Below are 17473 nucleotides of genomic sequence, written 5' to 3'. Positions count from 1 at the left end.
TTCCGCTAACGTCCGGGGCCATGCGTGCCCTTCGAATCACCGCCTTCGGCCCGGCCGACGTGCTGGAAGTCACCGAGGTCCCCGAGCCGCACCCCGGCCCCGGGCAGCTGCGGATCGCCGTCCGAGCCTCGGGCGTCACCCCGGCCGACTGGAAGATCCGGGCCGGCCTGATGCCCGGCCTGCCGCTGCCCCGGCTGCTCGGCTTCGACGCCGCCGGGGTCGTGGACGAGATCGGGCCCGGCGTGACCGGCGTGGCGGCCGGCGACGAGGTCTTCGGGGCCACCGACATCGCACGGCTGGGCGGGGCGAACGCCGACTTCGCCGTGCTCGTGGCCTGGGCGCCGAAACCCGCGGCGTGGAGCTGGGCCGAGGCCGGCGGCGCGGCGGGCAACATCGAGACCGCGACCCGGGCGCTGGACCGGCTCGCCGTAGGCGCCGGGACCACCCTGCTCATCGAGGGGGCGGCCGGCGGGGTGGGCACGGTCGCCGTCCAGCTCGCGGTGGCCCGCGGCGCCCGAGTCATCGGTACGGCCTCCGAGCGCAACCACGCCTTCCTGTCCACCCTCGGAGCCGTCCCCACCACGTACGGCCCCGGACTGGCGGAACGGGTCACCGGCGTGGACGCGGCCCTCGACTGTGCCGGATCAGGCTCCCTGCCCGACCTGCTGACGATCGCCGACCGGGTGGTGACCGTGGCGGACGTCAACGCCGGCGCCCATCTGACCACCTCGGCCGGCCCGAACGCGGATCCGCCGGCGTGGCACGGGCTGCACACGGCCGCCGGGCTCGCGGACGAGGGGCGGCTGACCGTACCCCTGGCCGGGGTCTTTCCCTTGACGGACGCGGCCGCTGCTCACCGGTTGAGTGAGAGCGGCCACGCCCGCGGCAAGATCGTCCTGACCAACTAACGCGGCGGCGCGATCGCGTGGCTGAGCTGGGGACTCGACCCGTACGCGGCCAGGAACTTGTCGCGGAACTCGTTCATGGGCCAGACCGGGGCGGCCGGGTCGGGGCGCGTGCCGTCGGTCCAGTTCCAGCCGGCGATCTTGTCCAGGACCGTCTTGTCCTTGGCCAGGATCGTGATCGGCACGTCATGGCTGGCGCCGTCGCCGACGACCAGCGGGCTGGGCTGGTGATCGCCGAGCAGCACCATGACGGTGTTGTCGTCGCCGTACTTCTCCAGCCACGAGAAGACGGTCGACAGCGTGTACTGGATCGAGCGCGCGTACTCGTGGCGCACCTTCGCCGGGTCGGCCCACACCGACTTCGTGGACTTGCCCTGCTCCCGCAGCCGGGTGTAGATCGAGCCGTCCCCGACCTGGTCCCAGTCGATGAGGGTCGGCAGCGGCGCCCACGGGGTGTGGCTCGAGATCAGCGGCATCTCGACGTAGTAGGGCTGGTGGCCGGGGGTGTGCACGTTCTTCTCGAACCACGAGAGCGTGTACTGGTCGGGCTGCGGGGCCCAGCCGAAGCTAGGCCCGGCGTAGCCGGTGTTGCGGGAGTCGAAGGACTGGTTGTAGCGGTAGAAGTTGCCCTCCGGCCACGCGCGGGTGGTGCCGGGGGCGACGTTGATCGCGTTCCAGCTGGCCTTGCGGAACAGGCTGGGCAGGGTCAGCCGGTCGCTGGAGGTCAGGTTGCGGTACCGCTGCTGATTGTTGATCCACAGGCCGGAGAGCAGCGTGGAGTGCGCCAGCCAGCTGCCGCCGCCGAAGGTGGGCGACGTGAGCCAGCCGCTCCTGGCCGAGTAGCCGGCCGCGGCCAGCTCCTTGGTGCCCTCGTCGAGCACCGGGACGACGCCGGAGTTGAGCGTCGGGTCCTGCACCGCCGAGCGCCCGTAGCTCTCCACGAACGTCACCATGACGTCCTTGCCCTTGAGCGAGGTGAGGAGCTGGTCGGCGGGCGTGTTCGCGTACGCGTCGATCTGCACCTCGCGGGCGAACGACCGCTCGTCCGCCACGCCCTTGCGCACCATCTGCGCGCGGTCCCACGCGTACGTGTAACCGCTGCGCGCCGCGACCGGGAAGTTGTTGAGCCCCGTCACCCCGAGCAGCAGCAGGACGACCCACACCGCCGTGCCGCTGACGGCCGTGATCGCCGTGGTGCGCCGGTGGCGTACGCCGACCTTGGCGACGCGCATCGCGGCCAGCGTGGTCAGCGTGAGGATCACCAGGATCAGCAGCACGAGGGCGACCGCGGTCCCGACGGCGCCGGCCGCTCCCACCGAGTCCCGGAGGAACGCCTCCGCGTCGTCGAGCAGCACCCAGTCGAGCACCGGGTCGAAGGGCCGCGCGAGCGTCTTGTAGAAGCCCATGTCGGTGATCTTCATGACGGTCAGCACGCCGAGGCCGGCGCCGAGGACGCCCGCGACGATGCGCTTGGCCCGGCCGCCGGGGATCAGCAAGAGCAGGCCGACCGCGACGAAGCCCTCGAGCGGGAGGCGGAGATAGGTGCCCGGGCGCTCGAGCCGGCTGACCGTGTTGGGGAGGATCAGGGCGGCGAAGATCAGGACGAAGGCGCTGATGGTGAGGACGCGGCCGGCGATCTTCCGGGTACGGCTCGGAGCGGCCGGCCGGTCGTCCGATTTGTTCATGGAAACGGACGCCGCGTCGGGCTTCGCATCGGGGGCCGCATCCGGCGCGGCCTCCTCCGAAGCGTCCGATTTGTCCGCGGAGACCTCGGCCGCCGCCGGAGCTTCGGCCGGGCCGGACCGCCGAAAGCGGTCGAAAAACGATGTGACAGACAAAACCGAGCCCTCCTCCAGGACACTCCACGAGGCGTTACGGATCTCGTGCACCAGGAGTTCAACGCGCTCGCCGGCCGCGGGTTGACTTATCGGGACGAGTCGATGGAAGCTGACCTTGGACATTGTGTGACATCGATGTCAGCTGAGGGGATCGCATGCTCGGACGCCGTACCGTCGCCGCCCTCGCGGGCGTTGCGCTGACCATTCCGATCGGCGCGGCCGCCCAGGCCGCCGCGCCCCTGCCGCCGCTCGTCGCCGAGCCCGCGGCCTACGTCGACCCGCTCATCGGCTCGACCAACCTGGGCAACACCTATCCGGGCGCGGTCACGCCGTTCGGCATGCTGGCGTGGAGCCCGCAGACCTCGCGCGGCAACCAGCTCTCGACGCCGGCGCCGGGCGGCTACCAGTACACCGCCACCAGGATCCGCGGGCTGAGCCTCACGCACCTCAGCGGCGTCGGCTGCTCGGGGGCCAACGGCGACATCCCGATCATGCCGCACGTCGGGGCGGTCGCGAGCTCGCCGACCGCGGACCAGACGGACGCGATCTTCGCGAGCACCTTCTCGCACGCCAACGAGGTCGCGAAGCCCGGCTACTACAAGGTCGGGCTCGACAGCGGCGCCGGGGCCGAGGTGACGGCGACGCCGCGGACCGGCTTCGGCAAGTTCACGTTCCCGGCCGGGCAGGACGCGAGCCTGCTGTTCCGGACGTCACTGTCGGAGACCGGCAGCGAGGACGCGACCGTCCACATCGACCCGGCCACGCGTACGGTGACGGGGTCGGTCAGCGCCGGCAACTTCTGCGGGCCGCAGAGCACCGACAACTCGCACGCGTACTACACGCTGCACTTCGTCGCGCAGCTCGACCAGCCGTTCGCGGCCACGGGCACCTGGCACGACACGACGCTCACGCCGGGCAGCACCGACGCGACGGGCGGCAGTGGCTACAGCAGCGCCGGCCGGCCCAATGCCAACAAAGGCTCCGGCGGGTACGTGACCTTCGCCCCCGGGACGACCAGCGTCAACGCGCGCGTCGCGATCTCCTACGTGAGCCTCGACGGCGCTCGCCGGAACCTCGCCACGGAGTCGCCCGACCGGCTGAGCTTCGCCGCGATCCAGGCCGGCGCTCGGTCGGCGTGGAGTGCCCGGCTCAAGAAGATCGGCATCGGTGGTGGCACCGAGGATCAGAAGAAGACCTTCTACACCGCGCTCTACCACTCGATGCTGGAGCCGACGCTGACCAGCGACGTCGACGGCCGATACTACGGCGCCGACGACGAAATCCACACGTTGTCCACAGGACAAAAGGCCCAGTACGGGACGTTCTCCGGCTGGGACGTGTATCGCGCCCAGGTCCAGCTGCTGGCCATGCTCGACCCGCGCGTCGGATCCGACTATGCGCAGAGCCTGTTCAACTACGCCTCGCAGCGCGACGGCGAGTGGGACCGCTGGCTGCTGCAGCACGGCAAGACCGCGGTCATGTCCGGCGACCCGTCCGCCGCGGCCGTCGCCGGCATGTACGCCTTCGGCGCGCGCGACTTCGACGTGCGCGGCGCCTTCGACTCCCTGGTCCACGCGGCCACCGTGCCGACGGCGAACGACTCGAGCGACGCGGGCTGCAACGTCGAGTGCGTCGGCCAGCGCCCGTCCCTCGACAAGTACCTCGAGCTGGGCTACGTTTCCGCCGACAACTGTCACTGCTGGGGCGGCGCGGCCGAGACGCTCGAGGACGCCGCCGCCGACTACGGCATCGCGCAGCTGGCCAAGGTGCTCGGCGAGGACGACACGTACGCGGACTTCCTCGGCCGCTCGCACAACTGGCGCAACGTCTTCGACACCGAGGCGCAGATCGACCCGGGACTGGCCCACAACATCCGGGAGCGGATCACCGAGATCCAGGCGAGCGCGGAGAACGCCCCGTACGAGGGGAAGGCTCAGGCTTTTGACGGTGACAAGGGCACGAAGTGGCTCACGTTCGCGACCACGGGCTGGATCCAGGCCAAGACCGACGCGCCGCTGACCGTCACCCAGTACGCGCTGACCTCCGGCAACGACGTCCCCGAGCGCGACCCGCGGGACTGGCAGCTGCAGGGCTCGGCCGACGGCACCACGTGGACCCCGATCGACACGCGGTCCGGCGAGACGTTCGAGCAGCGCGGTCAGACCAAGACCTATCAGATCAACACCCCGCAGCCGTACGCGTACTACCGCCTGAATGTGACGGCGAACGGCGGCGCGGACATCGTGCAGCTCGGCGAGCTGGAGCTGGCCGACCCGGCCGTGCCGACGCCCGTACCGGATGGTGACCTGCACAAGGGCTGGATGCGTGACCGCTACAGCGACGGGACCTGGGCCGGCGGCTTCAGCCCCGCCACGGGCACGGGCTTCGTGGAGGGCAGCAGCGCCCAGTACACCTGGATGGTCTACTCCGACGTGGTGACGCTGGCTCAGAAGATGGGCGGCCAGGACGTCGCGATCGAGCGGCTCGACTCGTTCTTCCGCAAGCCGGACGGCTCGTTCGACCTCAGCGCCACCACCGGCACCAAGTACGACGCCACCAACGAGCCGGACATCCAGACGCCGTACCTCTACAACTACTTCGGGGCGGCGTACAAGACGCAGGAGACCATCCGCGCGGTGCTCGACCAGAAGTGGAACGCGGGCACGGGCGGCATCCCCGGCAACGACGACGCCGGCACGATGAGCGCCTGGTACGTCTTCTCGGCGCTGGGCCTCTATCCGACCGTACCGACGCGGGCCGAGCTGGCCCTGACCAGCCCGCTCTTCCCCCGCGCGGTCGTGCACCTGGGCAGCGGCAAGGACCTGACGATCGAGGCCCCGCGGACGGACGGCACCCAGATCTACGTGCAGAAGCTGACCGTGGACGGCAAGGCGACGACGAAGGGCTGGCTCACCGCCGACAAGGTCACCCAGGGCGGCAAGCTGGTCTACACGCTCTCCGCAACGCCCAGTCGCACGTGGGGCAGCGGGCCCGGAGACGTTCCCCCGCAGAATTGAGCTGTTAGCGGGACAAGGTGTGCTCCGGCGAGGGATCGTCGGGGCACACCTTTGGTTTGTGCCCCCGCGTGGTGGATACGGTGTGAGGTCGGGGGCGCCGCCCCCGCGCCCAGGACAGGAGCCACCCGAGCCCATGCCGCCCACCGACGACCTGCCGAGCTTCCTGCACGGCGTCGCTCCGATCCTCGACCGCTGGGGCTACCTGGCCGTGGCCGCCGTGATCGGCGTGGAGAGCTTCGGGGTGCCCGCGCCCGGCCAGACGATCATGGTCGCCGCGGCGATCTACTCCAGCTGGGGCCGGCTCGACATCTGGGCCGTCGCCGCGATCGCCTTCGTCGCGGCCGTGCTCGGCGACAACATCGGCTACTGGATCGGGGTGCGCGGCGGCCGCAAGGCGGTGCACCGCTTCGGCAAGTACATCTTCATCACGCCCGAGCGGCTCGAGCGCGCCGAGAAGTTCTTCGCCCGGCGCGGCAACCGGATCGTGGTCGTGGCCCGCTTCATCGACGGCCTGCGCCAGCTCAACGGGGTGATCGCCGGCATCACCGCGATGCCGTGGAAGGCGTTCCTGCTCTACAACGCGATCGGGGCGGCGCTGTGGGTGGGCTGGTGGACGACCATCGCCTACCTGCTCGGTCCACGCCTCGGCGAGCTGATCGAGGAGGCGCACCACTACAAGTGGTTCGTGATCCCGCTGGTGGTGCTGGCCGTGGTGGCGTACGTGATCCTGCACATGCGTCACATCCGCCGCCGCCGCGCCCGCGAGGCCGAGGCCGCCCTGGCCGCGCCAGGAGACTCACAGGCTTGATCCGGCCCTCCCCGGGTAGCGCAAAGAGAGACACCGAAGGGAGTGACAGCCGTGACCACAACAGCTCAGCCCCTCGACCGCCGGCGGAAGAAGGCCGGAGCCGCCGGGGCCGCCGCCGATCGGGCGCGGACGGCCGTGACGGACATCGACCACCAGCTGGAGACGATCGACAGCCTGTCCGAGCAGCATCGTCAGGCGTTGCGCCGGGCGGCGGACGAGACGGCCCGGCTCAAGCAGGCGTTGAAGGCCGCCGGCAAGCGTCGCGCCGAGCTGGTCAAGGAGCGCAAGAAGGCCGTCGCCAAGGCGGAGAAGGCCCGCGACCGGGCCCGCAGCGCCGAGACCAGGTACGACAAGGAAGTGCTGGCCGCCCTGATCCAGCGCGAGAAGGAACGCGACCGCTCCTCCGGGTCGCCCGCCACCGCATCGCCTGCCACCGCATCGCCTGCCACCGCGTCGCCCGCTTCCGGGTCGCCCGCCGACGACGGGGTACGCGAATCGACGAGCCGTGCCGTCGCGGATCCGCCGCCGGAGCGGGAGTTGCCGACCAAGACGACGGCCCGGCGCACTGCCGCCCGCCGCACCGCCGCGCGCACCTGACCTCCGCCTTTCCCAGTCGCCTTTCCCGGTCGCCTTCCTCAGTCGCCTTTCTCAGTCGCCGGCACGCTGGTCGCCGGGACGCTGGTCGCCGGCACGCCTTTCCTGGTCGTCGGGGACCAGGACGATCTTGCCGGCCAGGGTGCGGGACTCGGCCAGGGCGAGGGCCTCGGCGGCGCTCGCCAGGGGCAGCCGGGCGGCGACGTGCGGGACGAGCACGCCGTCGGCCAGCAGTTTCAGCACCTCGGCGAGGTCCTCGCGCAGGCGCGCCCGGAAGGCGCCGCCGTTGCGCAGGCCGGCCCAGAAGTTGTAGAAGTGGGCGCCCCGGTTGTTGGGCGAGTAGTTCCAGCCGGCCAGCTGGCCGATGAGCTTGAGCATCGGCAACTGGGCGTTGCCTCCCTCGTTCATGGTGGCGGCGCTGCCATAGGAGACCAGCGTGCCGCCCTTGCGCACGAGATGCCACGACTGCTTGAGCCCCGGCCCGCCCACGTGGTCGAACACCGCGTCGACGCCGTCCGGGGCCAGCCGGCGGATCTGCTCGTACATGTCGGGGTCGCGGTAGTCGACCGGGGTGGCGCCGAGCTCGCGGAGCAACTCGTGGTGGCGGGCCGCCGCGGTGCCGATGACCGTCATCCCGGCGTGCCGGGCCAGCTGCACGAGGGTCGACCCGACCCCGCCGTTGGCGCCGAGCACCACGATCGTGGCGCCGCGCGGCACCTTGGCCGTCCGGTGCAGCATCTGCCACGCGGTGATGCCGTTGACCAGCACGGCCTCCACCTCGGCCGGGTCGAGTCCGGCGGGCACCGGCAGCAGATCGGCCGCGTCCACCTCGAGGTGCGTGGCCCAGGCGCCGGTCTTGGTGATCACGGCGAACCGCTTGCCCACCGTCTCGGCCGCCACGCCGGGGCCCACGGCCACGACCGTGCCGACGACGTCGTAGCCGGGCACGAAGGGGAAGGGCGGCTGATCGTAGTACTTGCCGCGGCGCATCTGCTGCTCGGCGAACGACACCCCGGTGGCCTCCATGCGCAGCAGAGCGCGGCCCTGTCCCGGGGCCGCCAGCCGACGGGACCGGACCTGCAGGCCGTCCGGCTCGACCCGGGCGGGCAGGACGACTTCGACAGCGGTGGTGCTCATGGCGTACTCCTCGGGGTGGATCGTGGTCCTTCGACCCTCGTCCACCGCGGCGGGCCCGCGCGTCGGCAACGCATGCCTACGTGGTCTACCGTGCCCGGGGTGGGGACGCTGCCATCCGGGACGGAGCTGCTCGTCGGCCGGGCGGCGGAGCAGCGCCGCATCGACGAGCTGACCGCTGCCGCCCGCGCGGGCCGGGGCGGGGCGCTGGTGCTGCGCGGCGAGGCGGGCATCGGCAAGACCGCACTGCTGGACCAGGCCGTACGCACGACAGCCGGCCTGGCGATCGTCCGGGCGGCCGGGTCGGAGCTCGAGCGGGAATTGCCCTACTCGGCGTTGCACCAGCTGTGCGTACCGTTGCTGGGGCAGCTGACCGGTCTGCCCGCGCGGCATCGCGAGGCCTTGCAAGTGGCCTTCGGGCTGACCGACGGCACTCCGGATCCGCTGCGCATCGGGCTGGCCGCGCTCGGGCTGCTGACCGCGGCGGCCCAGGAGCAGCCGCTGCTGGGCCTGGTCGACGACGCCCAGTGGCTGGACAGCGCCTCCGCGCAGGCGATGCTCTTCATCGCCCGGCGGATCGCCACCGACCCGATCGCCATGATCTTCGCCGTCCGGACCCCGGTCATCGGCGTCGCGGAGGGTGCGCCGGGCGAGGGCGATCGCCTCGCCGGGGGTCAGGGCGGGCACGTCGAGCGTGACGACGGCGCACGAGTGCGGCGGGCCGGGCACGTCGGCTTCGACGAGCTGCCCGGGCTGCCGATCGCCGGCCTCGACGAGCTGCCCGGGCTGCCGGTCGCCGGCCTCGACGCCGGGGCGGCCGCCGCCGTGCTGGCGGCCCGGCACCCGGTCGGGCTCGACGACCAGGTGCGCGACCGGCTCGTCGCCGAGGCCCAGGGCAACCCGCTGGCCCTGCTCGAGCTGCCCCGGGCCGGAGGCTTCGTGCCGCCGGGGACGGCGTCGGTGCCGGCCCGCATCGAGTACGGCTTCCGCGCCCGGCTGGCCGACCTCTCCGCCCCCGCCCGGCTGCTGCTCACCGTGGCCGGCGCCGACCCGACCGGCGACCCCGGCCTCCTCTGGCCCGCCGCGCGGACGCTCGGGCTCGACCTCGCCGCCGCCACCGCGGAGGTGACCGCGACCGGCCTGGCCGACTTCGGGTCCCGCGTCCGCTTCTGCCATCCGCTGGCGCGGTCGGTCGCCTACGACTCCGCCCCGGTGGCCGACCGGCACGCGGCCCACGCGGCGCTCGCGGCGGCCACCGATCCCGTCGCCGCACCCGATCGGCGGGCCTGGCACCGGGCCCAGGCCGCCACCGGGCCCGACGACGAGCTGGCCGACGAGCTGGAACGCCGGGCGTCCCGGGCCCAGGCGCGCGGGGGCATGGCGGCGGCCGCGGCGTTCCTCGAACGTTCGGTGGGGCTGACCCTTAACCCCGCCCGACGCGTCGCCCGCACGCTCGACGCCGCCCAGGCGCACCTCGACGCCGGGACGATCGCCCGGGCCGCCGACCTGCTCAGCACCCTCGACGCCGCCGCGCTCGACGACCGGCGGCGGGCCCGGCTCGAGTCGCTGCGGGGCAGCATCGCCCTCACCCGGCACGGCGACGCCTCCGGCCCGCGCCTGGTCGTCCGGGCCGCGCAACGGCTGACGGACCTCGACCCCGGGCGGTCCCGCGACACCTTCCTCGACGCCCTCGAGATGAGCCTGGTCGTGGGCCGGGGCGGGGTCATCGACGAGGTCCTGCAAGCGGCGGCCGAGACTCCCTCGCCCGGGCCACCGGACCTGCTGCACGCGCTGGTGCTGCAGGCCACCGAAGGGTATGCGGTGGCCGTCCCGGCGCTGCGCGCCGCCCTCGACGACCCGTCCCAAGCCCGGCGCCCGACGCTCGCGGCGATGATCGCGATCGAGCTGTGGGACCTCGACGCCCACACCACCATCGCCGACCGGCTGGTCAAGGCCGGCCGCGCGGCGGGCGCCCCCCTGCCGCTCCGGGTCGGCCTGGCCCAGCAGGTGGTCGACGCCATCCTCACCGGCGACATCGGACGGGCGATCGCCGCCACGGCCGAGGAGGCCGCGATCTCCGACGCGATCGGCGCCGCCCCGCTGATCTACCACCGGCTGCACCTGGCCGCGCTGCGAGGCCGGCGCGAGGAGGCGGCCGAACTCACCCGGGCCGCCGTCGCCGCCCCCGGCACCGGCCTGGTGGCCAACGCCCACCTGTGGACCGCCATGCTGCACAACGGAACCGGCGACTATCCGGCCGCCCTGACCGCGGCCCGCCAGGCCCTCGACCACGACGACTTGTTCCTCACCGGCGCCGTGCTGCCGGAGCTGATCGAGGCGGCGGTCCGCTGCCACGAGCCGGCCGTCGCCGCCCGGGGCCTGGCCACCCTGACCGAGCGCACGGCGGCCGCGGGCACGGCCGCGGGCCTGGGCGTCGCCGCCCACGCGCGCGGACTGGTGACCGGCGACGAAGAGCACTTCCACGAGGCCGTGGAGCTGCTGTCCGCCGGGCGGCTCACCGTGCATCTGGGTCGCGCCCAACTGGCGTACGGGGAATGGCTGCGCCGCCAGGGCCGCCGCCGCGACTGCCGAACCCACCTGGGCGCCGCCCTCGACCTGCTGACCCGAGCCGGAGCCGACGCCTTCGCCCGGCGCGCCGCCGACGAACTCCGCGCAACCGGCGACCGCGTAGGCCCCCGCACCGAACACGGCTACGAAAAACTCACCATGCACGAAGTCGCCGTCGCCCGCCTGGCCGCCGCGGGCGCCACCTCCCAAGAAGTCGCCACCCGCCTCTTCATCAGCAAACGCACCGTCGACGCCCACCTGCGCAACATCTTCCGCAAACTCGACATCACCTCCCGCCGCCAGCTCAAAGACCACCCCCACCTCCAGGAAACCCCCTGACCGCCCCCTCCACCCGCATTCCCAGGCGCCCCCTCTCCCCACGTCTCCGCAATTCGCGCAACGCCGCAACGCCGTGGCGCGCAGACAAGGAAAACCCGAAGCCTTTCCCGTCGACCGCAAGGCGAAAACCCCCGGCTGCAAGGCGGGAACGACCGACCGCGACATCGCCGGCGCGGCACGCCCAGGCCGAACTGACGGGAGAACCGGCCCACTCGATGTCGAGGACGGCGCGGCAGACGGCGATGAGGCTGAGATGGGCGACGACACGACCGGGATGGGCGGCACCACGGGCTGCGACGTGGTCGGCGCGGGCAGCACGCCCGGCTGCGACACAACGGGAGCACGCGGCGTGCTGGGCGGCGACGCTACCGCCGGGGACGGCGACACGGCCGGGGCGGGCAGCATGGCGGACGGCGACACGGCCAAAGCGGGCGGCTCAGCAGACGCCGACACGGCCAAAGCGGGCGGCGCAGCAGACGCCGACACGGCCAGAGCGGGCGGCGCGGCGGACGGCGACGCGGCTGAGGTGGGCGATGCGGCGGGTGGTGGCGCGAGGACCGGTCGGGGCCGAGGGCGCACCGGGGAGGCGGGCAGCACTCCCCCGGGCCCACTCGCGCCGGGCGACCAGAAGCCCTCCCGGCGAGCCCGCAGCTCACCCAGCCGACGAGTGTGCAGCCGGAACTTGCCCCAGTCGCGCCGCACCTGGTGGTCGCGCCGGAACTGCTCACGCTCCGGGCACCAGCTCCGCGAGCGGGTGCGATCCCGCATCCCGGCCACCTGCGCCCGGCTGAACAATTCCAGCTGTCCCATGCCGAAAATTGTCCTCCCGCCCACCCCGCCATGTCGCATCGAAATGACGATCCAGCATGCCAAACCGCCGAAAGTAACCACCGTCACCAAAGCGCCGAAGAATTGCTTGATGAATGCAACCGCGGCGCGGATACAACCACATAAGGACTCGAGCCGCCGCACGGCTGATTGAAGGCCGGCCGGAAAGGGGCAGGCATCGGATGTCCAGCCGACCGGCATTCGGCCGATCCGCAGATGAGCGCGTCGCTAGCCTGCGGTGATGCACACGAAGACAGCGTCCGCGATCATCCTTACCTTGGCGTGTGCTCTCGGGGGCTGTTCGAGCAGCGGCGACGGCACCACATCGGAGGCCCCGGCTGCCGCAGCCACCTCGACCGCCGCCCCGGCCGAGGCGACGACGCCGAGTCCCACGACGACCGCGACGGCGACGACTGCGACGACCGCACTAGCGACAACCGCGAAGGCAACGACCGCGCCGCGAAAGACCAAGGCTCCGGTCAAGGTGCCGGACGGCGTCGGGCTCAACTACCAGTCGGCGCAGGATCTCTGGCGCGCGGCCGGACTGCATGTCGCACCGGCTACCGACGCGACCGGGGCCCACCGGCTTCCGCTGATCGACGCCAACTGGGTCGTTGTCGCGCAGGATCTGAAGGCGGGTTCCAAGGTCGCCGCGGACTCGTTCATCACCGCGACGGTCAAGAAGTACTCCGACGACTGAGACCCGCGACGGTAAAGGCTGAGACGCGCGACGGTAAGGCTGAGGCGCGCGACGGTAAAGGCTGAGACGGACGATCAGCTGAGGCCGGCGGCCATGGCGGACAGGAGGCGGGCGTCGTCGGTGTCGCCGGAGAGTTCCCAGGCGAAGGCGCCGCCCAGGGACTTGCTCCGGGCGTACGCCATCTTGCTCTTGATCGTGTCGGGGGTGTCGTAGCTCCACCACTGCCCGCCGCAGAAGGCGTAGGCCGTCCCGCCGACGGTGCCGGTCGGCGGGCAGGTGCGGGCGAGGACGCCGTAGTCCTCCATGCCCTGCTCGTAGCTGCCCGGCGCCGCGCCCGTACCTTTGCCGCCCGGGTCCGGGGTGCCGACGCCGGTCCAGCCGCGGCCGTAGAAGCCGATGCCGAGCAGGATCTTGCCGGCGGGGATGCCGAGGTCGAGGAGCTTGCCGATGGCCGCCTCGGTGGTCGCCGTCTCGCGGGGGATGCCCGGGTACGCGGTCAGCGGTGAGTGCGGCGCCGTCGGGCCGGGCGTGTTGCCGGTGCCGAAGAAGTCGTACGTCATCGCGTTGAGCCAGTCGGTCTGCGCCGCGACGTCCGCGTAGTCGCTGGCGCCCAGTTTGCCGGTGTCGGCGGGGACGGCCGCGGTGACCAGGGCGCCCGGACCCAGTTCGCGGCGAAGGTCGGCGACCAGGCCGGTGAGCGCGTCGGGGCCGCTGGAGTCGCAGCTCAGGCCGCAGGCGTTCGGGTACTCCCAGTCGATGTCGATGCCGTCGAAGACGCCGGTCCAGCGCGGGTCCTTCAGCAGTTTCGCGCACGACTCGGCGAACTCGGCCGGGTTCCTGGCCGCCTCGGTGAAGCCGCCCGAGCCGGTCCAGCCGCCGAAGGACCACAGGATCTTCAGCCCGGGGTGCTTGGCCTTGAGCTTGCGGAGCTGGCCGAAGTTGCCGCGCAGGGCCGATCCCGACGAGTCGGCGACCCCGTCCACGCTGTCGCCGGCCGCCACGGGACGCTGATAGTCGGCCCAGGCGTCGCTGGTCGTGCACTTGCCGCCGGTGACCTTGCCGAACGCGTACAGCAGATGGGTCAGCTTGTCGGCGGCGACGTCCTCGACCTGGAAGTTGCGGCCGTAGACGCCCCAGTCGGTGAAGTAGCCCACGATCTTGGGCGCGGCCGGTGGGGCCGGGAGTGACGGCGTCGGCTCCGGGGCCTGGGCCGAGCAGCCGGCCAGGACGAGCAGCAGCGTGACGACAACGGGTACGACCCGCATCCGGGCCTCCCCCATCCCTCGCAGAGCACCGACCGTATCGCGGCCCGGTGCCGGAAAACTCCTCTGTCATCCGATCGGGTGGCCCGGCGGGACGTGTCGTTGGCGACGTGGGAAGCGGGGACGCCCGGAGCTGTGCGATCGTTTCCCGGTGGCCGTGCAACCAGGGAACAGCAACCGCGGGGACGATCTGCGGGCGCTGATCGCCTGGCCGCGCGTGCTGGACCGGCTCAAGGCCGTGCTGCGCAACGGCATCATCACCTTCGTCGTCCTGAGCATCACGCTGTGGCTGATGCCGGGCGTACGCAGCACCGACGTCATCGACACGATGGGTCTCGTGGTCCTGGTCGCCCTGGTGGGCGCGGTGCTGCGGCCGCTGCTGCTCTGGGGCGTCACCGCGCTCGGTGGCTGGGGCGCGATGCTGCTCGGCGTCGTCGCCCAGATCGCCGTCATGGCCGTCGCCCTCGAGCTGGACCCGTCCAAGCGGCTCAGCGGCTGGCCGACCGTCGGGGTCGCCGCCCTGGTGGCCGTGGTGGGCGCCGCGATCCTGGACTGGATGGTCGACAGCGGCACCGAGGACACGTTCCTCAAGGAGGCCCGCCGGCTCATGCGGGCCATCCGCCGGCGGCAGGCCCGGCAGGCGGGCGGGCGGTTCCTGAGCCTGCACCGGCCGGCGATGGGCACCGAGCCCGGGCTGCTCGTGGTCCAGCTCGACGGGGTCAGCGAGCCAGTGCTGCGCTGGGCGGTCCGCGCCGGCAACCTGCCCACTCTCGGCCGTTGGCTCCGCTCCGGTACGCACACCATGCGCGGCTGGCACACCGGCCTCCCGTCCACGACCCCGGCGTCGCAGGCGGGCATCCTGCACGGCGCCTCCCGGCAGATCCCGGGCTTCCGGTGGTTCGAGAAGGACACCGGCAAGCTGATGGTCTCCAACCGCCCGCGCGACGCCGCCGTGATCCAGCCCCGGCTCTCCGACGGCCGGGGACTGCTGCGCGACGACGGCGTGAGCATCGGCAACGCGTTCTCCGGTGACGCCACCACCTGTCTGCTCACGGTCAGCCACGCCGCGCTGCCGGGCCGGTCGGCGCGGGGCTGGGCGGCGTTCATGGCCAGCCCGTTCGGCTTCACGCGGGCCCTGGTGCTGGGGGTCGGCGAGGTGGTCGTCGAGCTCTACCAGGCCCGGCTCCAGCGCCGGCGCAACCTGCAGCCGCGGGTCAGCCGCTCCGGCGCCTTCCTGGCCCTGCGCCCGGCCTCGATGCTGCTGCGCGACGTCAACGTGTCGCTGATCGCCGAGCAGATGGCCCGGGGCGCCCCGGCGATCTACTGCGACCTGGTCGACTACGACGAGGTGGCGCATCACGCGGGCCCCGCGCGCCCCGAGTCGATGCGGCAGCTGGAAAGTCTCGACCGGATGCTCGGCGTCCTCGAGAAGCTGCGCCGCGAGGCCGCCCGCTCCTATCAGATCGTGATCGTGTCGGACCACGGGCAGAGCCAGGGCGCCACGTTCCGGCAGCGGCACGGCGAGACCCTCGACGAGGCGGTCGAGCGTTTCTCGGTGCCCGACCCGGCAGACGCCCCGAGCACTCCGGCCGAGGACGAGGCGAAGCACGAGCCCGACTTCCCGCCCTCCCCGGTGGCGCCGCTGCTGGTCGTCTCCTCGGGCAACCTCGCGCTCGTCTATCTGACCCGCTACACCGAGCGGCTCACCAAGGACCGCATCGACCGGATCTATCCGCAGCTCGTGCCGGGGCTCGCTGGGCACCCGGGGATCGGCATCGTCGTGGTGGCCGAGGCGGACGGACCCGTCGCCTACGGGCCGGGCGGCAGCCACCGGCTCACCGACGGCGAGGTGCAGGGCATCGACCCCCTTCTCCCGTACGGCCCCCACGCCCGCGCCGACCTGCTGCGCCACCAGGAGTCAGCCCACATCCCCGACCTGGTCCTGATCAGCACCGTGGACCCGGTGACCAGCGAGGTCGCCGCGTTCGAGGAGCTGGTCGGCTCGCACGGCGGGCTCGGCGGCTGGCAGACCGACGCCATGCTGGTGCACCCGGCGGAGTGGCAGATCAGCCAGGGTGAGCTGATCGGCCCCGACGCCGTCCACCGGCAGCTGGTCGACTGGCTGGTCATGCTCGGCCTGCGCGACCGGGACATCGCCGGGCAGGTGACGGCGGGCACCCGGCTGCCGCCGCCGGCCGAGCCGGTCCCGGTGGTGGAGAAGCCGACAGTGAGGGATAAAGCACAACAAACGGACAGCGCGGCGGCGCGACTTTCGCCGAGCCGCGATGGTTGACTGATATGTGCGTTTCATGCCTCTCGCGCGTCGGCTGCTGCTGACGGCCGTCGCCGCCACGCTCACTGTCGCCGCCGGCGCGGCCCCGGCCCGTGCGATCACGACCGGCCCGGCCCGGGCGCCCCAGTTCAACGGTCCCGTGTACGCGATCGCGTACCGCGGTGACACCGTCTACGTCGGCGGCGCCTTCACCAGCGCCGAGTCGGGCGGCCGCATGTACTCGCGGTCCCGGCTGGCGGCCTTCGACGCGAGGTCCGGCACCCTGCTCGACTGGTCCCCGGCGGCGGACAGCACCGTACGCGCCCTCGCCGTCAGCGGCTCCTCCGTCTACGCGGGCGGCTCCTTCCGCCGCGTCTCCGGCTGGATCCGCGACAACCTGGTGCGGCTCGACGCGTACTCCGGTGCCGTGAGCTCCTTCTCGCACCAGGTGACGGGGGCGCCGTACGCCATGGTGGTCGGCAATGGCCGTCTCTATGTCGGCGGCAGCTTCGAGGAGATCGACGGCTCCGCCCGGGGCAACCTGGCCGCCTTCTCGCTGTCGTCCGGACGGCTGGACAGCCAGTGGCGCCCGGCCGCGGACGACTCGGTGCACGCCCTGGCCCTCGCCGGTGGCCGCGTCTACGCCGGCGGCGGCTTCCACAAGGTCAGCGGGGTCACGGGCACCCTGCGGTTCGCGGCAATCTCGGCGTCGTCCGGCGCCGTGGACCGCTCGTTCACGCCGAAGCCGGACTCGCAGGTCAACTCGATCGCCGTCGACGGCGCCAACGTGTACGCGGCCACGGGCGGCCAGGGCGGCCGGGCCCTCGCCTACACGACGACCGGCAAGCTGAAGTGGCAGCGCGTCTTCGACGGGGACGCGGTCGCCATCGCCACCCTCGGCGGCAGCGTCTACGTCGGCGGGCACTTCGACAAGATCTGCCGCTCGGTGCGCAACGGCACGCAGGGCGCCTGCCTCGACGGCTCGTACTCCCGGGTGAAGCTGGCCTCGCTGACCGCCGCCGGCGCCCTCACCTCGTGGGCGCCGCAGGCCAACGGGGTGATCGGCGTCCGCACGCTGGTGGCCCACGGCGGCGCGATGAGCGCGGGCGGCGACTTCACCGCGATCGGCGGCCAGATCCGCAAGCGGTTCGCCACGTTCCGCTGACGCGGTGAGCAACGCGCGAGTGAGTAAGACGCGGGTGAGCAGC

General features: G+C 72.5%; 11 protein-coding genes. 8 read left to right on the top strand and 3 right to left on the bottom strand.

What is annotated here, in order from left to right; translation table 11 throughout:
• Positions 1-20 precede the first annotated feature (20 nt).
• Complete coding sequence (locus tag RAN62_RS18195; RefSeq protein WP_305785871.1) at positions 21-908, top strand: NADP-dependent oxidoreductase; 888 nt, start codon at positions 21-23, stop codon at positions 906-908.
• On the opposite strand, the gene RAN62_RS18190 is transcribed toward RAN62_RS18195, so the two are convergent.
• Positions 905-2590, bottom strand: a complete 1686-nt coding sequence (locus RAN62_RS18190) for a sulfatase-like hydrolase/transferase (RefSeq protein ID WP_305785870.1) — start codon at positions 2588-2590, stop codon at positions 905-907. The genes RAN62_RS18195 and RAN62_RS18190 overlap by 4 nt on opposite strands.
• A gap of 308 nt (positions 2591-2898) precedes the next feature.
• Here RAN62_RS18190 and RAN62_RS18185 point away from each other — a divergent pair, with 308 nt between their 5' ends.
• The 3 genes from RAN62_RS18185 to RAN62_RS18175 all read left to right on the top strand — a co-directional run bounded on the left by RAN62_RS18185 (position 2899) and on the right by RAN62_RS18175 (position 7165).
• The gene (locus RAN62_RS18185; protein WP_305785869.1) at positions 2899-5760 is read left to right on the top strand and encodes a GH92 family glycosyl hydrolase; all 2862 of its coding nucleotides are present in this window, start codon (positions 2899-2901) and stop codon (positions 5758-5760) included.
• A gap of 133 nt (positions 5761-5893) precedes the next feature.
• Positions 5894-6568, top strand: a complete 675-nt coding sequence (locus tag RAN62_RS18180) for a DedA family protein (RefSeq protein WP_305785868.1) — start codon at positions 5894-5896, stop codon at positions 6566-6568.
• Positions 6569-6619: 51 nt separating this feature from the next.
• Positions 6620-7165, top strand: a complete 546-nt coding sequence (locus RAN62_RS18175; RefSeq protein ID WP_305785867.1) for a hypothetical protein — start codon at positions 6620-6622, stop codon at positions 7163-7165.
• A gap of 51 nt (positions 7166-7216) precedes the next feature.
• Here the strand turns inward: RAN62_RS18175 and RAN62_RS41380 are convergent, their stop codons facing one another.
• Positions 7217-8299: a medium chain dehydrogenase/reductase family protein gene (locus RAN62_RS41380; protein WP_305785866.1), complete on the bottom strand. Its 1083-nt coding sequence runs from the start codon at positions 8297-8299 to the stop codon at positions 7217-7219.
• A gap of 99 nt (positions 8300-8398) precedes the next feature.
• Between RAN62_RS41380 and RAN62_RS18165 the strand changes: the two genes are divergently transcribed.
• Entirely contained in the window at positions 8399-11203 is a 2805-nt protein-coding gene (locus RAN62_RS18165) for an AAA family ATPase (protein ID WP_305785865.1), read from the top strand.
• A gap of 1069 nt (positions 11204-12272) precedes the next feature.
• On the top strand, positions 12273-12731 hold the full coding sequence (locus RAN62_RS18160; RefSeq protein WP_305785864.1) for a PASTA domain-containing protein: 459 nt from the start codon (positions 12273-12275) through the stop codon (positions 12729-12731).
• A 74-nt stretch (positions 12732-12805) separates the two neighbouring features.
• Here the strand turns inward: RAN62_RS18160 and RAN62_RS18155 are convergent, their stop codons facing one another.
• Complete coding sequence (locus tag RAN62_RS18155; RefSeq protein WP_305785863.1) at positions 12806-13996, bottom strand: glycoside hydrolase family 18 protein; 1191 nt, start codon at positions 13994-13996, stop codon at positions 12806-12808.
• A 148-nt stretch (positions 13997-14144) separates the two neighbouring features.
• Here RAN62_RS18155 and RAN62_RS18150 point away from each other — a divergent pair, with 148 nt between their 5' ends.
• Both RAN62_RS18150 and RAN62_RS18145 read left to right on the top strand, forming a co-directional pair.
• Positions 14145-16286, top strand: coding sequence for an alkaline phosphatase family protein (locus RAN62_RS18150; RefSeq protein ID WP_305785862.1), 2142 nt, complete (start codon positions 14145-14147; stop codon positions 16284-16286).
• A gap of 16 nt (positions 16287-16302) precedes the next feature.
• Complete coding sequence (locus RAN62_RS18145) at positions 16303-17430, top strand: outer membrane protein assembly factor BamB family protein (protein ID WP_305785861.1); 1128 nt, start codon at positions 16303-16305, stop codon at positions 17428-17430.
• Positions 17431-17473: the final 43 nt, after the last annotated feature.

It is taken from the genome of Symbioplanes lichenis (genome assembly GCF_030709675.1).
In the GTDB taxonomy this organism is placed as follows: Bacteria; Actinomycetota; Actinomycetes; order Mycobacteriales; family Micromonosporaceae; genus Actinoplanes; species Actinoplanes lichenis.
Note: the sequence above shows the minus strand (reverse complement) of the source record. Positions and strands in the feature narration are given on the sequence as shown.

What these genes read in the sequence shown, in the direction of transcription:
- RAN62_RS18195 (WP_305785871.1), top strand. Translation starts at nt 21, where the DNA reads ATGCGTGCCCTTCGAATCACCGCCTTCGGCCCGGCCGACGTGCTGGAA.
- RAN62_RS18190 (WP_305785870.1), bottom strand. Translation starts at nt 2,590, where the DNA reads ATGAACAAATCGGACGACCGGCCGGCCGCTCCGAGCCGTACCCGGAAG.
- RAN62_RS18185 (WP_305785869.1), top strand. Translation starts at nt 2,899, where the DNA reads ATGCTCGGACGCCGTACCGTCGCCGCCCTCGCGGGCGTTGCGCTGACC.
- RAN62_RS18180 (WP_305785868.1), top strand. Translation starts at nt 5,894, where the DNA reads ATGCCGCCCACCGACGACCTGCCGAGCTTCCTGCACGGCGTCGCTCCG.
- RAN62_RS41380 (WP_305785866.1), bottom strand. Translation starts at nt 8,299, where the DNA reads ATGAGCACCACCGCTGTCGAAGTCGTCCTGCCCGCCCGGGTCGAGCCG.
- RAN62_RS18160 (WP_305785864.1), top strand. Translation starts at nt 12,273, where the DNA reads ATGCACACGAAGACAGCGTCCGCGATCATCCTTACCTTGGCGTGTGCT.
- RAN62_RS18155 (WP_305785863.1), bottom strand. Translation starts at nt 13,996, where the DNA reads ATGCGGGTCGTACCCGTTGTCGTCACGCTGCTGCTCGTCCTGGCCGGC.
- RAN62_RS18145 (WP_305785861.1), top strand. Translation starts at nt 16,303, where the DNA reads ATGCCTCTCGCGCGTCGGCTGCTGCTGACGGCCGTCGCCGCCACGCTC.